At 42.6% G+C, this 13,537-nt stretch carries 17 protein-coding genes; 4 read left to right on the top strand and 13 right to left on the bottom strand.

The window, feature by feature from the left end; all coding sequences use genetic code 11:
* Nucleotides 1-140: 140 nt before the first annotated feature.
* The 4 genes from CIT02_RS12065 to CIT02_RS01745 form a co-directional block, all read right to left on the bottom strand.
* Nucleotides 141-275, bottom strand: coding sequence for a DUF6516 family protein (locus tag CIT02_RS12065; protein WP_363123957.1), 135 nt, complete (start codon nt 273-275; stop codon nt 141-143).
* A 129-nt stretch (nt 276-404) separates the two neighbouring features.
* A complete protein-coding gene (locus tag CIT02_RS01755; protein ID WP_277897272.1) occupies nt 405-683 on the bottom strand; it encodes a hypothetical protein in 279 nt (92 codons plus the stop codon).
* A 106-nt stretch (nt 684-789) separates the two neighbouring features.
* Nucleotides 790-1,272, bottom strand: a complete 483-nt coding sequence (locus CIT02_RS01750; RefSeq protein ID WP_292613448.1) for a DUF488 family protein — start codon at nt 1,270-1,272, stop codon at nt 790-792.
* Between the two features lie 111 nt (nt 1,273-1,383).
* Entirely contained in the window at nt 1,384-1,701 is a 318-nt protein-coding gene (locus CIT02_RS01745) for a hypothetical protein (protein ID WP_048073276.1), read from the bottom strand.
* A gap of 456 nt (nt 1,702-2,157) precedes the next feature.
* Between CIT02_RS01745 and CIT02_RS01740 the strand changes: the two genes are divergently transcribed.
* Entirely contained in the window at nt 2,158-2,409 is a 252-nt protein-coding gene (locus CIT02_RS01740) for a hypothetical protein (protein ID WP_048085142.1), read from the top strand.
* A gap of 146 nt (nt 2,410-2,555) precedes the next feature.
* On the opposite strand, the gene CIT02_RS01735 is transcribed toward CIT02_RS01740, so the two are convergent.
* From CIT02_RS01735 to CIT02_RS01725, 3 genes are all read right to left on the bottom strand, one after another.
* Entirely contained in the window at nt 2,556-3,083 is a 528-nt protein-coding gene (locus CIT02_RS01735) for a phospholipase D-like domain-containing protein (protein WP_292613443.1), read from the bottom strand.
* A gap of 162 nt (nt 3,084-3,245) precedes the next feature.
* Nucleotides 3,246-3,926, bottom strand: coding sequence for an ABC transporter ATP-binding protein (locus CIT02_RS01730; RefSeq protein WP_048073273.1), 681 nt, complete (start codon nt 3,924-3,926; stop codon nt 3,246-3,248).
* Between the two features lie 24 nt (nt 3,927-3,950).
* On the bottom strand, nt 3,951-5,090 hold the full coding sequence (locus CIT02_RS01725; RefSeq protein WP_292613441.1) for an FtsX-like permease family protein: 1,140 nt from the start codon (nt 5,088-5,090) through the stop codon (nt 3,951-3,953).
* A 554-nt stretch (nt 5,091-5,644) separates the two neighbouring features.
* Here CIT02_RS01725 and CIT02_RS01720 point away from each other — a divergent pair.
* From CIT02_RS01720 to CIT02_RS01710, 3 genes are all read left to right on the top strand, one after another.
* On the top strand, nt 5,645-7,090 hold the full coding sequence (locus tag CIT02_RS01720) for an MFS transporter (protein WP_292613440.1): 1,446 nt from the start codon (nt 5,645-5,647) through the stop codon (nt 7,088-7,090).
* Between the two features lie 175 nt (nt 7,091-7,265).
* A complete protein-coding gene (locus tag CIT02_RS01715) occupies nt 7,266-7,613 on the top strand; it encodes a DUF2085 domain-containing protein (protein ID WP_292613438.1) in 348 nt (115 codons plus the stop codon).
* 36 nt (nt 7,614-7,649) lie between these two features.
* Nucleotides 7,650-8,396, top strand: a complete 747-nt coding sequence (locus tag CIT02_RS01710; protein ID WP_292613435.1) for a PsbP-related protein — start codon at nt 7,650-7,652, stop codon at nt 8,394-8,396.
* Between the two features lie 96 nt (nt 8,397-8,492).
* On the opposite strand, the gene CIT02_RS01705 is transcribed toward CIT02_RS01710, so the two are convergent.
* From CIT02_RS01705 to CIT02_RS01680, 6 genes are all read right to left on the bottom strand, one after another.
* On the bottom strand, nt 8,493-8,936 hold the full coding sequence (locus CIT02_RS01705) for an Hsp20/alpha crystallin family protein (protein ID WP_292613433.1): 444 nt from the start codon (nt 8,934-8,936) through the stop codon (nt 8,493-8,495).
* A 179-nt stretch (nt 8,937-9,115) separates the two neighbouring features.
* Nucleotides 9,116-9,346, bottom strand: a complete 231-nt coding sequence (locus CIT02_RS01700; protein WP_292613431.1) for a type II toxin-antitoxin system HicA family toxin — start codon at nt 9,344-9,346, stop codon at nt 9,116-9,118.
* The gene (locus CIT02_RS01695; protein ID WP_292613429.1) at nt 9,343-9,579 is read right to left on the bottom strand and encodes a type II toxin-antitoxin system HicB family antitoxin; all 237 of its coding nucleotides are present in this window, start codon (nt 9,577-9,579) and stop codon (nt 9,343-9,345) included. Before CIT02_RS01695 ends, CIT02_RS01700 begins: the two co-directional genes overlap by 4 nt.
* Before the next feature lie 172 nt (nt 9,580-9,751).
* Nucleotides 9,752-10,855: an acyltransferase family protein gene (locus tag CIT02_RS01690; protein WP_292613427.1), complete on the bottom strand. Its 1,104-nt coding sequence runs from the start codon at nt 10,853-10,855 to the stop codon at nt 9,752-9,754.
* A gap of 327 nt (nt 10,856-11,182) precedes the next feature.
* Nucleotides 11,183-12,679, bottom strand: coding sequence for a PQQ-binding-like beta-propeller repeat protein (locus CIT02_RS01685; protein WP_292613425.1), 1,497 nt, complete (start codon nt 12,677-12,679; stop codon nt 11,183-11,185).
* Nucleotides 12,680-13,049: 370 nt separating this feature from the next.
* Nucleotides 13,050-13,535: a TspO/MBR family protein gene (locus CIT02_RS01680; RefSeq protein WP_292613423.1), complete on the bottom strand. Its 486-nt coding sequence runs from the start codon at nt 13,533-13,535 to the stop codon at nt 13,050-13,052.
* Nucleotides 13,536-13,537 lie beyond the last annotated feature (2 nt).

The raw sequence follows: 13,537 nt of genomic DNA, 5'->3' as shown, positions 1-13,537 counted from the left end.
GTGATTCTAGTTATGATTGGGAAAGGTTGTTTCAATCTAAATTTTCCCTGATAAATGTCAAAACAGTGCGTATGGCTTTTTCAGGATTTGGATCCAATTTACTTTCAACAACATGTGCATCAGATCCAGAGTGGAAGTGATCAGGAAATGTAGAAAATGTGTTGGTGGTCCGGTGCATTGTCCCAGCGATTTATCAATCCTCTTTGGGCTCTTTGTTCCCAGTGGTATGAATAATCCCCATCTTCAGTATGCCAGATATCTAAAAAAGTTCCCATCACAGATATCTAATCTTAACTTGTTGGGTTTGCTGGTTTTACCACCTAACAGCGAGTGGAGACCACAATATCTTTAAATTCGTTTTCGGATATTTTCTTAAGAATAAGATATAATTGCAGCAAAAAAAATCACCGGATTAATTTCAATTTTTCTTCGAGATCTTTCCGGTATTTTTCCTTATTTTTCCAGGTAATATAGTCTTCCCAGGCAGGATGGCTGTTGATGGATTTAGATTCAATGAGTTTATATAAATCTTCTTTGCTAGCAACATCGTACTTGTCACGAAGATCAGCGATTTCCAGCTCAGAAAGTCTGATTTCCTTCTCCAGAAATGCTAGCATACCCCTGGCTATAAGTTCATCTGGAGGTATGTTAACAATTTTACTCACTTCAAGGACAGTATTCATAAAATATTAACCTCAATCCATGGGATAAGTATTTGTGATATAAATTATGTCCTATCAAACATATAAGAATTAACAGTTAGGGTCTGATTATCAAATTTTTCAGAATTTAAAAAAGCCTGGCCTGATAATCGTTGGCCACCTTCTCCAGGGTACCGTTCCCACGAATGTGGGTTATACTGTACCCCTTTTTAAGTAAAGACTGGCTGATGAGGTGGTGGCGGTGGCAGTGATAGGGGTTCTCCTCGCTGCACATCAACACCAATGTGTTATTGGGGATTAGGTCCACCAGTTCCTGGAGTCCCTTCTGGTACTTTTCATCCTTCTCCAGGAGGTGGTACTGGAGCTGGTCCTCATGGTAGAACTTCTTATCCCGTGGTTTTCCACCGATCTTGTTTCCCAGATAAACATAGTCTATTTCTGATTCTTCCAGAGTCTTCATTAATGGTTTTTTATTGAAATGGGGGGAGTACTTGCTGTAGGGGCTGGTGCGGACATCCACCACCATGTTGACGTTATTTTTATGGATTAATTCCAGAAATGCTCTGAAAAGATGATTGCTGTGTCCTATGGTGAATACTTGCTGGTTCATGCTAAAACTCTGATAATATTGGTACTACACTTAATTAGTGGATAGTTTAGAATCGATATTTAGGAATATTGATTACCTAGTGAATTATTCTATTACCATTAAAATTTAAGGTTATTTTTCCCGGTATTCCAGCTTGAAATCTTTCCAGGGGTTTTTACCACTCTTGGATGGTTGTTTGCCATTGAAGGTTATACGGACTTCCAGTCCCATATCCACCTTTTCCATTAACCCGTCCAGGACTGTGGAGCCCCAAACCTTAACCTCTCCTTCACTGGTCCTTATGGTGTAGAGGTTGCTCTTGAACTGGCCTACATTTTCTTCCAGATCAATGTAGGTTCCCTGCAATGTTTCTCCGATGACCTCCGGTTCCCAAAATTTGGTTTTTTCCTTTTCCTCTTCATCTCTTTTAACTTCTTTCCATTGGCTCATTTTTATTCCCTCTCAAGATTGTATTGATAGACACTGTAATAAAAATATTTGTAATAATTCTATTATAAAAGTTATGTTACATTATGTGCTGTTATGTGGGGGATAATGAAAAATACGAACGGTTCTAAATTCTCCAAACAGTTTATATAATACAAACAGTTCGTAAATTCCCCGAACAGTACGTAAAATCAGTAATTTTTTCAACAATCCCCACCATAAATATGGTGGAGAGGGGTTAACCACTATCACTGCAAAATGCTTTGCCGGCCTATAATATATCTGTACAACAACCCCTTCTCACCCTAATCACATTTAATTTTTCCTTTCTTTAGAATATTGTTTTTTATCTCTTCATCCTTTCAGAGTATTGTTTTCATCCCTTTGACGCTTTAGCACTACTTTTTTAAATTTTATAAATCAAATATTTACAGGGAGATAATAAGGAGGGTTGAACCTATGGGCGAGGGAAACACTGTTCTAGAACTGGATGAAGAAGAATTAGAAGAAGTTATGATCCGGATTATGAAGACCTTACGGGAAGCTGAGTTTCCCTACATGGAGTTTTCCGGTGAATGTGGCTACATTATCCTGGACCGGCACCCCCTGGATCTGTGGAGTGTGGAGAAACTGGAGAAGGAAGACCCTTCCGAGGCACAGCACTATTCCTTTAAAATCAATGCCACCTTCATACCCAAAGAAGAAGAGTAGTCTAGTACCTTTAATTTAACAGTGTTTTAATTTATTTCTTATTGAAACAGCCATTCTTTCCCGTTTATGAACGGTAAATCTTCCGGTTAGATATTGGTTAAACCTGGTACTATGGCATTTATAATTAGTATATAGTAAATTTAGAGTCATTTTAACCTATATCGGTATGGATCTCTTTGGTGGGGTTGCAGGTCATGGTAACATCTTAAATCTTCACGGGTTAATGGTGTGGCCTTTTCCCAGTACCGGTCCATTTCCGTGATTAATCCCGGTAATATATCTATTTTTCCAGTTATTGTGGTTTCCAGTGATTTGTGGAGGCTGTACCAGTACCAGTTGGCACTTCCCAGGTAAAATATAGCCTGGTCCAGGAGGATAACCTTGGAGTGGAGGTAGGGAAGGGTCCGGGCCTGGAAGTTTTCCAGATTTTCACGGGCCAGGTTCAAGGCGGAGAGTGTTTTGGTGTCAATAAGTTCATCTCCATCTATACGCACCAGGAAACGAACCCCTATTTTGGTGGTTTGCATTGAATCCAGGACTTTAGCTACAAAATATGCATCAAGCCAGGGACCAACTATCATTATACTTCGAGTTACCTGTGAGATATCGTGCTGGAGCCAGGGCAGTAGCTGGTCCTGGCCCAGGAGTTTTAAATCCACATTATCCTCTGTCATCTTAAATCCCCGGATCTATATATTTATTGAATATCATTATTAAGTATTATATTAAATCTATTACTGTATTTAGGTAATCATTTTTTCCAGAGAATGAAGAGAACGATAAAAAAATAGGATTATAAATAAAAAGGAGTATTTTAAAAAAAGGGTCAGATGGATTTAACTTTCAATCAATCCATCCCTGATTCTCAGTACACGGGTGTCCCGGGTGGTTTCCACATCGTGGGTAACCATGATCACCGTGGTTCCCTCCTCATTAACCTGATGCAGGAGGTCGATTATGTTGCTGGTGGCTTCACTGTCCAGGTTACCAGTTGGTTCGTCGGCCAGGATGAACTTGGGATGGTTCACCAGGGCCCGGGCAATGGCCACCCTCTGCCTCTCCCCACCAGAAAGCTTGGCGGGAAGGTAATTCATCCGGGGCCCCAGACCAACTATTTCCACACATTCCTCTGCCCTTTTTATCCGGGAGGATTTATCCATCTTCTTACTACCGGTGAGGTTCCTCATGGGAAATTCCACATTATCCCGTACACTCAACGCCGGCAGGAGGTTGAAAGTCTGGAAGATGTATCCAATATTCTCCGCCCTCATCCGGGTGAGTTCCTTATCCTTCATTGCCGCGATATTCTTCCCTCCAATGTAAAGATCCCCCTGGGTAGGGGTATCTAAGCCCCCAATGAGGTTGAGGAGGGTTGATTTACCGGACCCAGAAGGACCCATAATGGATACAAATTCTCCCGCATCTACACTTATATCCAGCCCCCGTAGGGCGTGGACCTCGGTACTATCCAGTTTATAGGTTTTCCAGAGTCCTTCTCCTTTAACTAAACCTTTCATTACACACACTTCCTTTCATTATTCTTATTCATATCGCAGAGCATCTATAGGACTGATTCTGGTGGCCAGGTAGGCAGGTATGAGTCCACTGAAGGTTCCAATTACAAATACGATGACCAGGACCTGCAAGACAATGGCTCCGGGTATGTTGAAGCTCAGGAAATTCACTTCTTTTGCTCCCATCAATAGGCCCAGCATGCTGTAGGTGGGTGACATGAGGATGATCCCCACAATACCACCCACTAAGCTCAGGATAAGTGATTCATATATTATCAAGGCCATAATTTTCATTTTACTGGTCCCAATAGCCCTCATGGTACCTATTTCCTTGGTTTTTTCCTTGACTGACATCATCATAACGATCATGATGATGATCACTGAAACCAGGAATATGAAGGTGCTGATCATGTTCATGAATATCCTGATCTGGCTCAGGTTGTCATCCAGTGTTTTCTGGGTGTCTTTCTGGGAGTAAATGGTGTAACTGGGATAAGCGTCCTGCAGGCTGGTTTCTGCACCGTCAATGGAGTCAGAAGGAGTGATGATAACCGTGGATATGAGTCCGGACATGTCCATCACTGCCTGGGCATGGGAAAGAGGCATGACCAGGGAATTATCAATGGTCAGGGGCCATCCACTGCCCACCTGCTTCATGATACCCACTACCTTGTACTGGTTTCCCTGCACAGTTATGGTGCCCCCTACCGTGGCCTTGTATTTTTTAGCAGCCTCGGAACCCACTATAACTGCATTATCACCTTCACCCACCAGGGAACTTTTCCCATTCACGGTGGCGTTCTCCAGGAAGGCCTGCTCCTTCCCAGGTGTCAAACCCACGATCATGGTGTACTGGGCACTCTCCCCGGTTTGAACCGGTGCAAAGAGGGCCTCGGTACTTTTGGCCGGGTCAACTTCGGCCCTTTTCAGGACTTCATCCCCCAGTGTTTGGGGGATTATACTGGCATAGGGTGGGAAGCTGGTCCCGTTCTTTTCAAAGTACAATTGCCCGTTAACTGTTCCCAGGTCTCCCTTGAGACCGGATTCCATTTCATAGAGGACCAGGTTAACGGTACCAATGAGTAAAACACAGACCATGACTCCAATGATACACATGGCCGTGCGGCCCTTTTTGGCTTTAAAATCTTTAAAAGCTATATCTAACATTTTTCATTTCACCTTAATCTAGAAAACACCTTAAAAAATAGTGATGATTCCTTTCTTTAAATTCCCATAAGTAAAAATACTTCAATCTAATTCTAATGTAATTATTGTAGATTTAATTAGTTATTTCCCACTGTATATAAATTTTAGTATTATTTAGGGTAGTTAGATCAGAAAATTTTCCCATGGTTAACATGTATTGCAAAATGCAATACAAATCATATGTAATGTAAAAAGCATTACTTTCTGTGGTAGTTAATCCCTATATGACAACCTTTATAAGTGATGTTAAACTAAAGTTTTAGTGTACTAATAGTGTATTATGAAGGTGTATTTTCAGTTGAAATTTACCAGTAAATTAGCTTTTAAAACTACCAAAACGCAACCATTATTATTTGATTATTTTAACAGATTTTTTTTAACTGTGGAAATGTTAGTGTCAGATGGTATTAAGGGATTATCCACCCATTCTTCTTTAAATCCCCTATCCAGGTCATGATAACATTTCTGGTTTTGAAAAGAAATGGCAGATCCTGCTAGCCCTATCTCTGGGAACCATGATGGTTCCCATTAACGCCAGCATCATCAACGTATCCCTACCCACCATCTCCGTCTACTTTGGAGTGGCCCTGGCCACAGTCCAGTGGGTACTAATCTCATATTTGATAACCCTTTTAGGCTTTGTCCTGTTCTTCTCCCGGTTGGGAGACTTCTACGGGCAGGAAAGGGTGTACATGGCTGGTCTGGTGGGATTTGTAGCCACGTCCCTACTCTGTAGTTTATCCCCTTCAGTGGAAGCTCTCATCATCTTCCGGGGACTGCAGGGGCTGGCCGCGGCCATGATGATCAGTGTGTCCATGGCCCTGGTCCGCCGATCCTTCCCCAGCCACATACTGGGAAGAGCCCTGGGAATATACGCCGTGGCCATAGCTGCCGGCCTGGCCCTAGGACCCGCCATTGGAGGAGTGATTTCTGGATATCTGGGATGGAGAGCCATATTCCTGGTGAACGTACCCACTGGAATACTGGACTTCGTATTCTGTTACCAGATCCTCAAGCGCAGCACCCGTACAGCAGTTAAATGGGACATACCCGGTACCTTGTTACAGTTTCTGGGCCTGTTTTTAACCGTACTAACCTTGAACCTGGTGGAACAGGCCAGTTATCTTTTCGCTGCCTTCACCGGGGTAGGGGCCGTGGTCATGCTGGGCCTCTTTGTTTACCAGGAACTTCACTGCGAACACCCGGTCCTGGATTTAAGACTCTTCAAAAGGAAGACCTTCGGGGCCTTTAACCTCAGCCTGCACTTCAACTACCTGTGCATGTACATGATGTTCTTTGCCGTGCCCTTCTACCTCCAGAAGGTCCTCCACCTGGACCAGGCCACCACCGGACTGGTGTTAACTGCCTCACCCATCCTGATGATGGTGGTGGCCCCCATCAGTGGTATGGTCTCCGACCGCTTCGGATCCCGGATCCCGGCCTTTGCCGGGTCCATGGTTTCCGCGGTGGCCCTATTATCCATGACCCAGTTAACAGTAAACTCCACTGCCGGGGATGTGTTCATCCGCCTGGCAGTGATGGGACTGGGAGTGGCCCTGTTCCAGTCACCCACCAACAAGGCCCTGATGAGCCAGCTACCCACTGAAAAATCAGGGGTGGCCTCCGGTATCATTGCCACCACCCGTAACCTGGGGATGGTGTTTGCTGTGTGTTATGCAGGACTTTTAATCCACCTGGCCATATCCCCGGAACTCATGCAGGCCAGCCAACTACAGGGAGTGGCTGCTGCCAATTTAACCAGTGGACTGCACCTGGTGGTCATCTTCGGAGCAATCCTCAGTGTGGGTATGGCTGTACTATCCCTGGCTGGTCTTAAAAACAAGAAGAAGGCCCTGGTCAAGTACGAACAGGTGGCCCTTAAGAAGACCATCCAGATGGAACAGAAAATGGTTAAAACCGTGGGCATGGCGTTGATGGTCATGGTTCAACACACCAAATAGGTAGATTACCCCTGGTTATCGTTCACTCCGGGATATCTTTACTCCAGGATATCTTTTACCAAGGGGTTTCTCCTTTTTTCTTAATTTTATTCTAAAAAGTCTGAGTAAATTATATTAGTTCTGGGCAACAATATTTTATCAAATTAACATGCAATGGAAGGGGGGCACCACTGGTATGTTTTCAGACGATTTTAGTGTTTCAAATTTAATTTGCCATCGTATCCCAGGGAGAACTTTTAATATTCGTGGGATTTACTTCCCGGTTTGCGCCCGGTGTACTGGATTTTATCTGGGTGCCTTTTCATACTTTATTTACGCCTACTTCTTCTACATTGACTACACCCTTTACCTGGTAGCACTGGGGATACTCATGATGATCCCTACATTTTTAGATGGTTTCACCCAGCTGTGGGGGTCACGTATGAGTAACAATACATTACGCTTATTAACTGGACTTTTAGGGGGTGTTGGCCTAGCTATTGTGGTTAAAGCAATTAAATGGGTAGTGATAACTAGTTTGTAATTTTTTACAGGGTTTTTAGTGATGTAGGTGATAGTTATGAGCAAGATTTGTCCCAATTGTAAGAGTGAAAATGAAGATTCGGCTGAGTTCTGCCAGGAGTGCGGAACCAAACTGCCTAAATATTCTTATAGTGTTCCTCCGGCCGGAGAAGAAAAAACAGAACCTAAAAAAGGTAACTGGTGGAGTAAACAGACCAACACGGTGAAGGTTCTCACCATTGTGGGTGGTTGTTGTGTGGGTCTTATTGTTATTATAGGGTTACTGGCTGTACTGTTCCCGGATGCAACCACCTTTAACTACTACGTAGGAGATACAACTGCCCTGACCAAAACCTTTTCACAGAATGGTTTAACCTTTAATTATCCCGATGACTGGCAGACTGCCACTTCCCAGGGGGATATTGTCAGTAGTGGATCGAGTGTGCAGTATCTGACCAGCCTGTACGGTTCAGATGGTCTCACCCTGCATGTTTCCATGGGAGATCTGGCGGCAGTAGGGGCGACCATGGCCCAGGCCAAGGAGGCCACCAAAACCAATATTCAGGGTGGTTCATCAGCCAAGCTATTGAGTGACACCCAGACCACGGTAAATGGACTAACCATGTACAAGATGGTATTCACACTTACTGATCCCACCAACAACCAGGAAAACAAGGTGTTAACTGCTATCACCGGTAAAGAAGGGCAGAAAGTTTACTACATGCAGTTCATTGCCGAAACCAGTGTCTTTGACAACAACCAGAAGTTGATGGACAGTATACTGAACAGTGTAAAAGTGAGTTAAGGGGTTTGGAAAAAAACACCCCTTATTTATTTATTTTTTTAATAATTTTTTTTGGTATCCAAATATTTCAAGGTTTTTAAGGTAAAATGGTCTTTTTCAATCCACCTTGACGTTGAAGGTTTCCTTTTTCTCCAGTTTGGGCATGGTCACGGTCAGGACACCGTTGTCGAATTTGGCGGTAACCTCGCCGAGTTTCACCTTGGCCGGGAGTATCAAGGTACGGGCTGCCGAGGCGTAACGCCTTTCCTTGCGGTGGTAAACCACTCCCTCTTCTTCCCCTTCCTCTTCGCTTTCCTTGGAGGACTCGGCACTTATCTCCAGGGTGTCCTCGGTGAGGTCGATCTGGATGTCCTCCCGCTTAACCCCGGGCAGGTCCGTCTTGACCACGATCTGGTTCTCGTCCTCCATAACATCCATGGCCGGTTTAAATGGTCGACTGGTGTATTCGGCAATGGCATTGTCCAGATCCACCTGTCTCTCCTTGATGGTCTGGAGCATGTTGTCTATAATCTCTTCTGCTTTTCCCTTTCTCTCATTCATGTAGGAATCCCCCTTTTATTTTATGAAAATTAAGGCCTTAAACTGAAAAAACAAGGTGAACATCACTGCATTTATTATGTTTTTAATGGTAATTATTTTTTAATGTGCAGTCCGGTGGGGGATCAGAAGGGGTTGAAGAACATTGTCTTTGAAGTAGGATATTTTAAAAATAACTTTCTTTATTTTAACAGTTCGTTAAATTTTGCAACGGTTATATCAGCGTCTTTAAGGATATTTCTTATTATTTTGGGATGCAAAGTTTTCCCGGAATGATAGGGGATGGTTATTCTTACACCATCTTTGTTTTTGTAGATTTTATGGCTTCCACTTTGTCTAACCATTAAAAAACCAGAGCGTTCAAGAACACGAATAACCTTATCAGCGGTTACTCGTGGGAGTTTTTCACTCATACCTCTACTTCCAAGGATGTTAGACTAACCAAATCGATTTCAGGTATCACTTCGCCCCTTTCTAGGCGTTCTTCCAGATGGAGTTTAATGGCATCTTTAATATTTGCCATAACCTCCTCATAGGTATCTCCCTGAGTGTAACATCCTTGAAGTTCCGGAGAAAAAGCGAAATATCCCTCTTTATCATGTTCTACAATGACCGAAACTTTATATTTTCGTTTCATTATGTACATCTTGTAACTCCTTGATTATAAAAATTTACTTCAAACAAAAATAGTAATAACTATTATATAAAAATTATGTGAATATTTTCACTCTTAATACCGGGTATTATGGGGTGAAAACACCCCATTCTAGCCAGGAAAAAAGGTATTTATAGGGACTATTCAACCCTAAATTAAAATTTCATCCCTTAATTCCAAATAGGAACCGGACTCCCTTGATTCTCCTCACCACTTCAATGGTGGCTATGGTGAATACGAAACTCAAGGCCATGGTGAGGATTACCTGTAGTGCAATCATACCCGGCATCCATCCAATAAGGTAGTAGGCAAACAGGTTGATCCATACTATGTGGAAGATGTAAATAGGGAAGGAAGCCGCAGACAGGTACAGGGTGATGGAGTTTTTAAATTCCAGGTAGTGTTTACCCATTCCCATGACACCCAGGACTCCCAGCCACAGGATAACGTTGGCGTAGAGTTGCATCAGGAACAGGGACAGGACCGAAGTTGTTGAGGTAGCGGCACTGGTAGCGTCTCCCGATGAACTCATGATAGATAAAGCTAACACCACATAGATAATGGTTAAAACCACAAAGGAGATGAAAAGTGGCCATCTTTTATCCTCCAACTTCTCCTGCACGCCGTCATCCGACAGTAAGAAGTAACCGGCCATGAAGAGTAATAAGAACTGCACTACACTTTTATCCGGGTATAAATTGAGGAAAAAACTACCGATGGTCAGGGGGATTATCAACAGTAATAGTTTAGGTACAGTTACCTTTTCCAGGGGTATTCTCCATTCTCCCTTTTTGTACTTCATGATAAAGGGCAGGGCCACCACCGAGACTATGAATAAGTATAACAGGAACCACAGGGGGCCTATAATTATTCCGTTGGCCAGGTACTCCAGGGGGTGGCTGAAAATAGATAGCCACAGGGAGAGGAAACTCCCGGTGTATCCGCTGTAAAGGAAGCCGAAGTAAACACTGAATGGTATTACCAGGATGGCACCAGCCGCTGCCGGGAGGAGGAGTTTGGTCACCCTCTCCTTAAGATATTCCGTGGATGTCCTTCTCTTTAGGGAGTAGTAGGTGGCGATCCCGGCCACAGTGAAGAGCAGTTGCATGAACCAGGGGGCAAAAGAGAGGAGGAAAGCATTGGCCACGGCGGAGTTAGCCACGTGGAAGTAGTAGGACCCGATACTGCTGTAGAGGAGCAAGGTATGATACGGGAACAATATTAAAATTACCAGCCATCGCAAATTATCAAGATAATATTTTCTCATTTAAAATTCTCCATTATTAACTAAAATCCATACCGACAATCATTACAAAACATTATTATCATTTCAAGAGATAATTAACATATTTCCCTGTTTTGAGAATGTTTACAGTTATTTTCATTCTTTAACCAGAGTAAGTGGGTTATAAATGTAGCATATTACCCCGAGTTATATAATATTTGCTATTTAATTCAAAAGAGAGATATATTTCAATTAACGTGCCAGGCTAAGTTCCACACATAATGGTTCAAGTTCCAGGGCAGCTCTTCCCAGTAAATTCATATCAAATGCTTCCGATTAAGTTCGAAAAAAAATAAAAAAAGGATGGATTTAGTTCCTTTTTGTTTGGATTAAACCACCCAAAACCATTAACACGGCCAGAACCATTAAATTAATAGGTAGTCCAGTTTCTTGCATTTTTATGGTTTTACTGGCGGCATTTACGGTGTTTGCGGGGTCATTGCTGTTGTTGCTGGTGGGATCATCCTGGGGAGAGTATGGACTCCTAATGGCCAGAAGACTGTAAACCTGTCCTAAGAGGCCATCAGTAACAATACCCACATACAGTGCTCCACTGGCTCCGATTACAGGGGCAGTCGTGGTTTGCACTGGTAAAGACCATTTGAGGGTTCCATCACGGTTTAAAGCGTATAATGTGTCGGGCACTGTATCTTCACCAAAGTAGATGGTTCCGTCGTTGCCAATAACCGGGTTGAAGTTCAAAGGATAGTCAGTGGTATAATTCCATTTCTGTGTACCATCCTGCCCTATTGCGTAAAGTATTCCAGTTCTACTGTTTTCTTTTTCGTACCATCCAGTTAGATATAGGGTTCCATCACTGGCAAGGGCTAATCCTCTTATCAGGGTGTGTAGATAGTTGCTGGTCCATTTTTCGCTTCCATCAGGATTGAAGGCATAGCCGACAGTGGTATGGTCCACGTAGTTATAGTACTGAGGGGTGATGAAGATAGTTCCATCATTTGCTACCACTGGTGATATACGGAGATTAGTGTAATAAGATGGGTTAGGGTTAATGATTTTTTGCCATTTTAGAGTACCATTGGGATCAAATGCATATAACCTACTAGTAATTGTGTAGTATGCTACTTCTGCGGTAAAGTAGATGGTTCCATCAGGACCAATTGCAGGAGCCCCATAGGAATAACTGTTACCCTGGTCGGGGATGTCATATCTCCATTTTAGGGTACCGTTAGGATTAATTGCATAGAATACACCATACATCCCGGTAACACTACCCTTAAGTCCCTGATAATATCCGGCAGTGTATATGGTCCCATCGCTTCCTATTGCGGGAGAAGTGCATCCATCTATACCTCCGTTGGTGTAGATCCATTTGAAGGTTCCATTGGGATTTAACGCCAGTATGAAACCGAAATATTGAGGATCATCACTGATATAATAACCAGGGACATATATGGTTCCATCCTGGCTTACGGCTGGTGTTCCAGAAATGCGGTTGAATGATCTGTAGGGAATAGTGTAGTTCCATTTTAAACTGCCGTCGGGGTTTATGGCTCTTAGATCATCCTTGTATCTCATATGTACTGGAAGGTAAATGGTTCCATCGGGGCCAACAGCTGGAGTTATACTGATCGTTTCACTGGAGTTTAAGGTGTAATTCCATTGGGTTTGATTGGTCTGTGGGCCAGTATAGGTAGATTGTCCGGTGTTCTGGTTGTCACCCTGATATTTAGGGGACTCGGAACTTGCCAGACTATCATCAGCCATTACCGGGGAAATAGATAGTACTAACATAAGCCCAGCGATAACCAGTAATAATTTTAGGGATATTTTCGTTTTTTCCAAGTATTTTCACCTCCTTTATGCTGTATTCCCTTTCATAATTTTCTTTATTGTATCAATAATAGTGATACATGTCATTATTCTACAAACTAAGATATATACGTAGTAAACGGAAATAAACTTCCTTCAGACCAATCTAGTTAAAATGTATATTTTAAAAAAAAGAGGGTGTCGTGTTTTTTTAAGTGGTTTTAAGGATGGATATTGGGTCTTGTAAAAAAAGTAATAAGGGAATACAAATGGGTTATTTAGCTTTTTCTTTGGAAGATAAATCATCCTATGATTTCAAGGCAGAACTATTGCATCTATTAAAATAGTAACTAGATTAGTAGCTGGTGAAAAAAATAAAAAAAGAATTAATTAAGAAATGTCCTTAATTTAAAATGTAAATAGAGTAGTTCAGGTAGGTAGCTATAGTCACCCATATAAGGTAGGGTAAAAGAATCAGACCAGCCCACTTGGAAATCCGGTAGAATACAATAACGTTAGCTATTATGGCTAGCCACATCAGTATTATGATTACCAGGCCGCCCAGGATAGAATGGAGTCCGAAGAATACCAGGGACCATAACAGGTTCAGTCCCAGCTGAACTGCAAAGACCACTATGGCGATTTTAGCTTCTTTAGTTTCCAGGCCTTTCCTCCATACCATGAAGAGGGACGTGCCTATCAGGATATAAAGAATAGTCCAGACCACTCCAAAAAGCCAGTTTGGTGGTGCCCAGCTTGGTTTAATTACATTCACATACCAGAGGGGAATTTGGGGATAGGTTGCTGCACTACCAATACCACCGACAATAAAAACAATAATTAACGCTATAAGCAGTCTCGGGATTTCGTTTAGTTTAAAACCTTCCATTT

It is taken from the genome of Methanobacterium sp. BAmetb5 (assembly GCF_003491305.1).
GTDB lineage: Archaea > Methanobacteriota > Methanobacteria > Methanobacteriales > Methanobacteriaceae > Methanobacterium.
Note: the sequence above shows the minus strand (reverse complement) of the source record. Positions and strands in the feature narration are given on the sequence as shown.

What these genes read in the sequence shown, in the direction of transcription:
- CIT02_RS12065 (WP_363123957.1), bottom strand. Translation starts at nt 275, where the DNA reads ATGGGAACTTTTTTAGATATCTGGCATACTGAAGATGGGGATTATTCA.
- CIT02_RS01735 (WP_292613443.1), bottom strand. Translation starts at nt 3,083, where the DNA reads ATGACAGAGGATAATGTGGATTTAAAACTCCTGGGCCAGGACCAGCTA.
- CIT02_RS01730 (WP_048073273.1), bottom strand. Translation starts at nt 3,926, where the DNA reads ATGAAAGGTTTAGTTAAAGGAGAAGGACTCTGGAAAACCTATAAACTG.
- CIT02_RS01680 (WP_292613423.1), bottom strand. Translation starts at nt 13,535, where the DNA reads ATGGAAGGTTTTAAACTAAACGAAATCCCGAGACTGCTTATAGCGTTA.
- CIT02_RS01720 (WP_292613440.1), top strand. Translation starts at nt 5,645, where the DNA reads ATGATGGTTCCCATTAACGCCAGCATCATCAACGTATCCCTACCCACC.
- CIT02_RS01695 (WP_292613429.1), bottom strand. Translation starts at nt 9,579, where the DNA reads ATGTACATAATGAAACGAAAATATAAAGTTTCGGTCATTGTAGAACAT.
- CIT02_RS01710 (WP_292613435.1), top strand. Translation starts at nt 7,650, where the DNA reads ATGAGCAAGATTTGTCCCAATTGTAAGAGTGAAAATGAAGATTCGGCT.
- CIT02_RS01690 (WP_292613427.1), bottom strand. Translation starts at nt 10,855, where the DNA reads ATGAGAAAATATTATCTTGATAATTTGCGATGGCTGGTAATTTTAATA.
- CIT02_RS01725 (WP_292613441.1), bottom strand. Translation starts at nt 5,090, where the DNA reads ATGTTAGATATAGCTTTTAAAGATTTTAAAGCCAAAAAGGGCCGCACG.
- CIT02_RS01755 (WP_277897272.1), bottom strand. Translation starts at nt 683, where the DNA reads ATGAATACTGTCCTTGAAGTGAGTAAAATTGTTAACATACCTCCAGAT.
- CIT02_RS01700 (WP_292613431.1), bottom strand. Translation starts at nt 9,346, where the DNA reads ATGAGTGAAAAACTCCCACGAGTAACCGCTGATAAGGTTATTCGTGTT.
- CIT02_RS01750 (WP_292613448.1), bottom strand. Translation starts at nt 1,272, where the DNA reads ATGAACCAGCAAGTATTCACCATAGGACACAGCAATCATCTTTTCAGA.
- CIT02_RS01705 (WP_292613433.1), bottom strand. Translation starts at nt 8,936, where the DNA reads ATGAATGAGAGAAAGGGAAAAGCAGAAGAGATTATAGACAACATGCTC.
- CIT02_RS01745 (WP_048073276.1), bottom strand. Translation starts at nt 1,701, where the DNA reads ATGAGCCAATGGAAAGAAGTTAAAAGAGATGAAGAGGAAAAGGAAAAA.
- CIT02_RS01715 (WP_292613438.1), top strand. Translation starts at nt 7,266, where the DNA reads ATGTTTTCAGACGATTTTAGTGTTTCAAATTTAATTTGCCATCGTATC.
- CIT02_RS01740 (WP_048085142.1), top strand. Translation starts at nt 2,158, where the DNA reads ATGGGCGAGGGAAACACTGTTCTAGAACTGGATGAAGAAGAATTAGAA.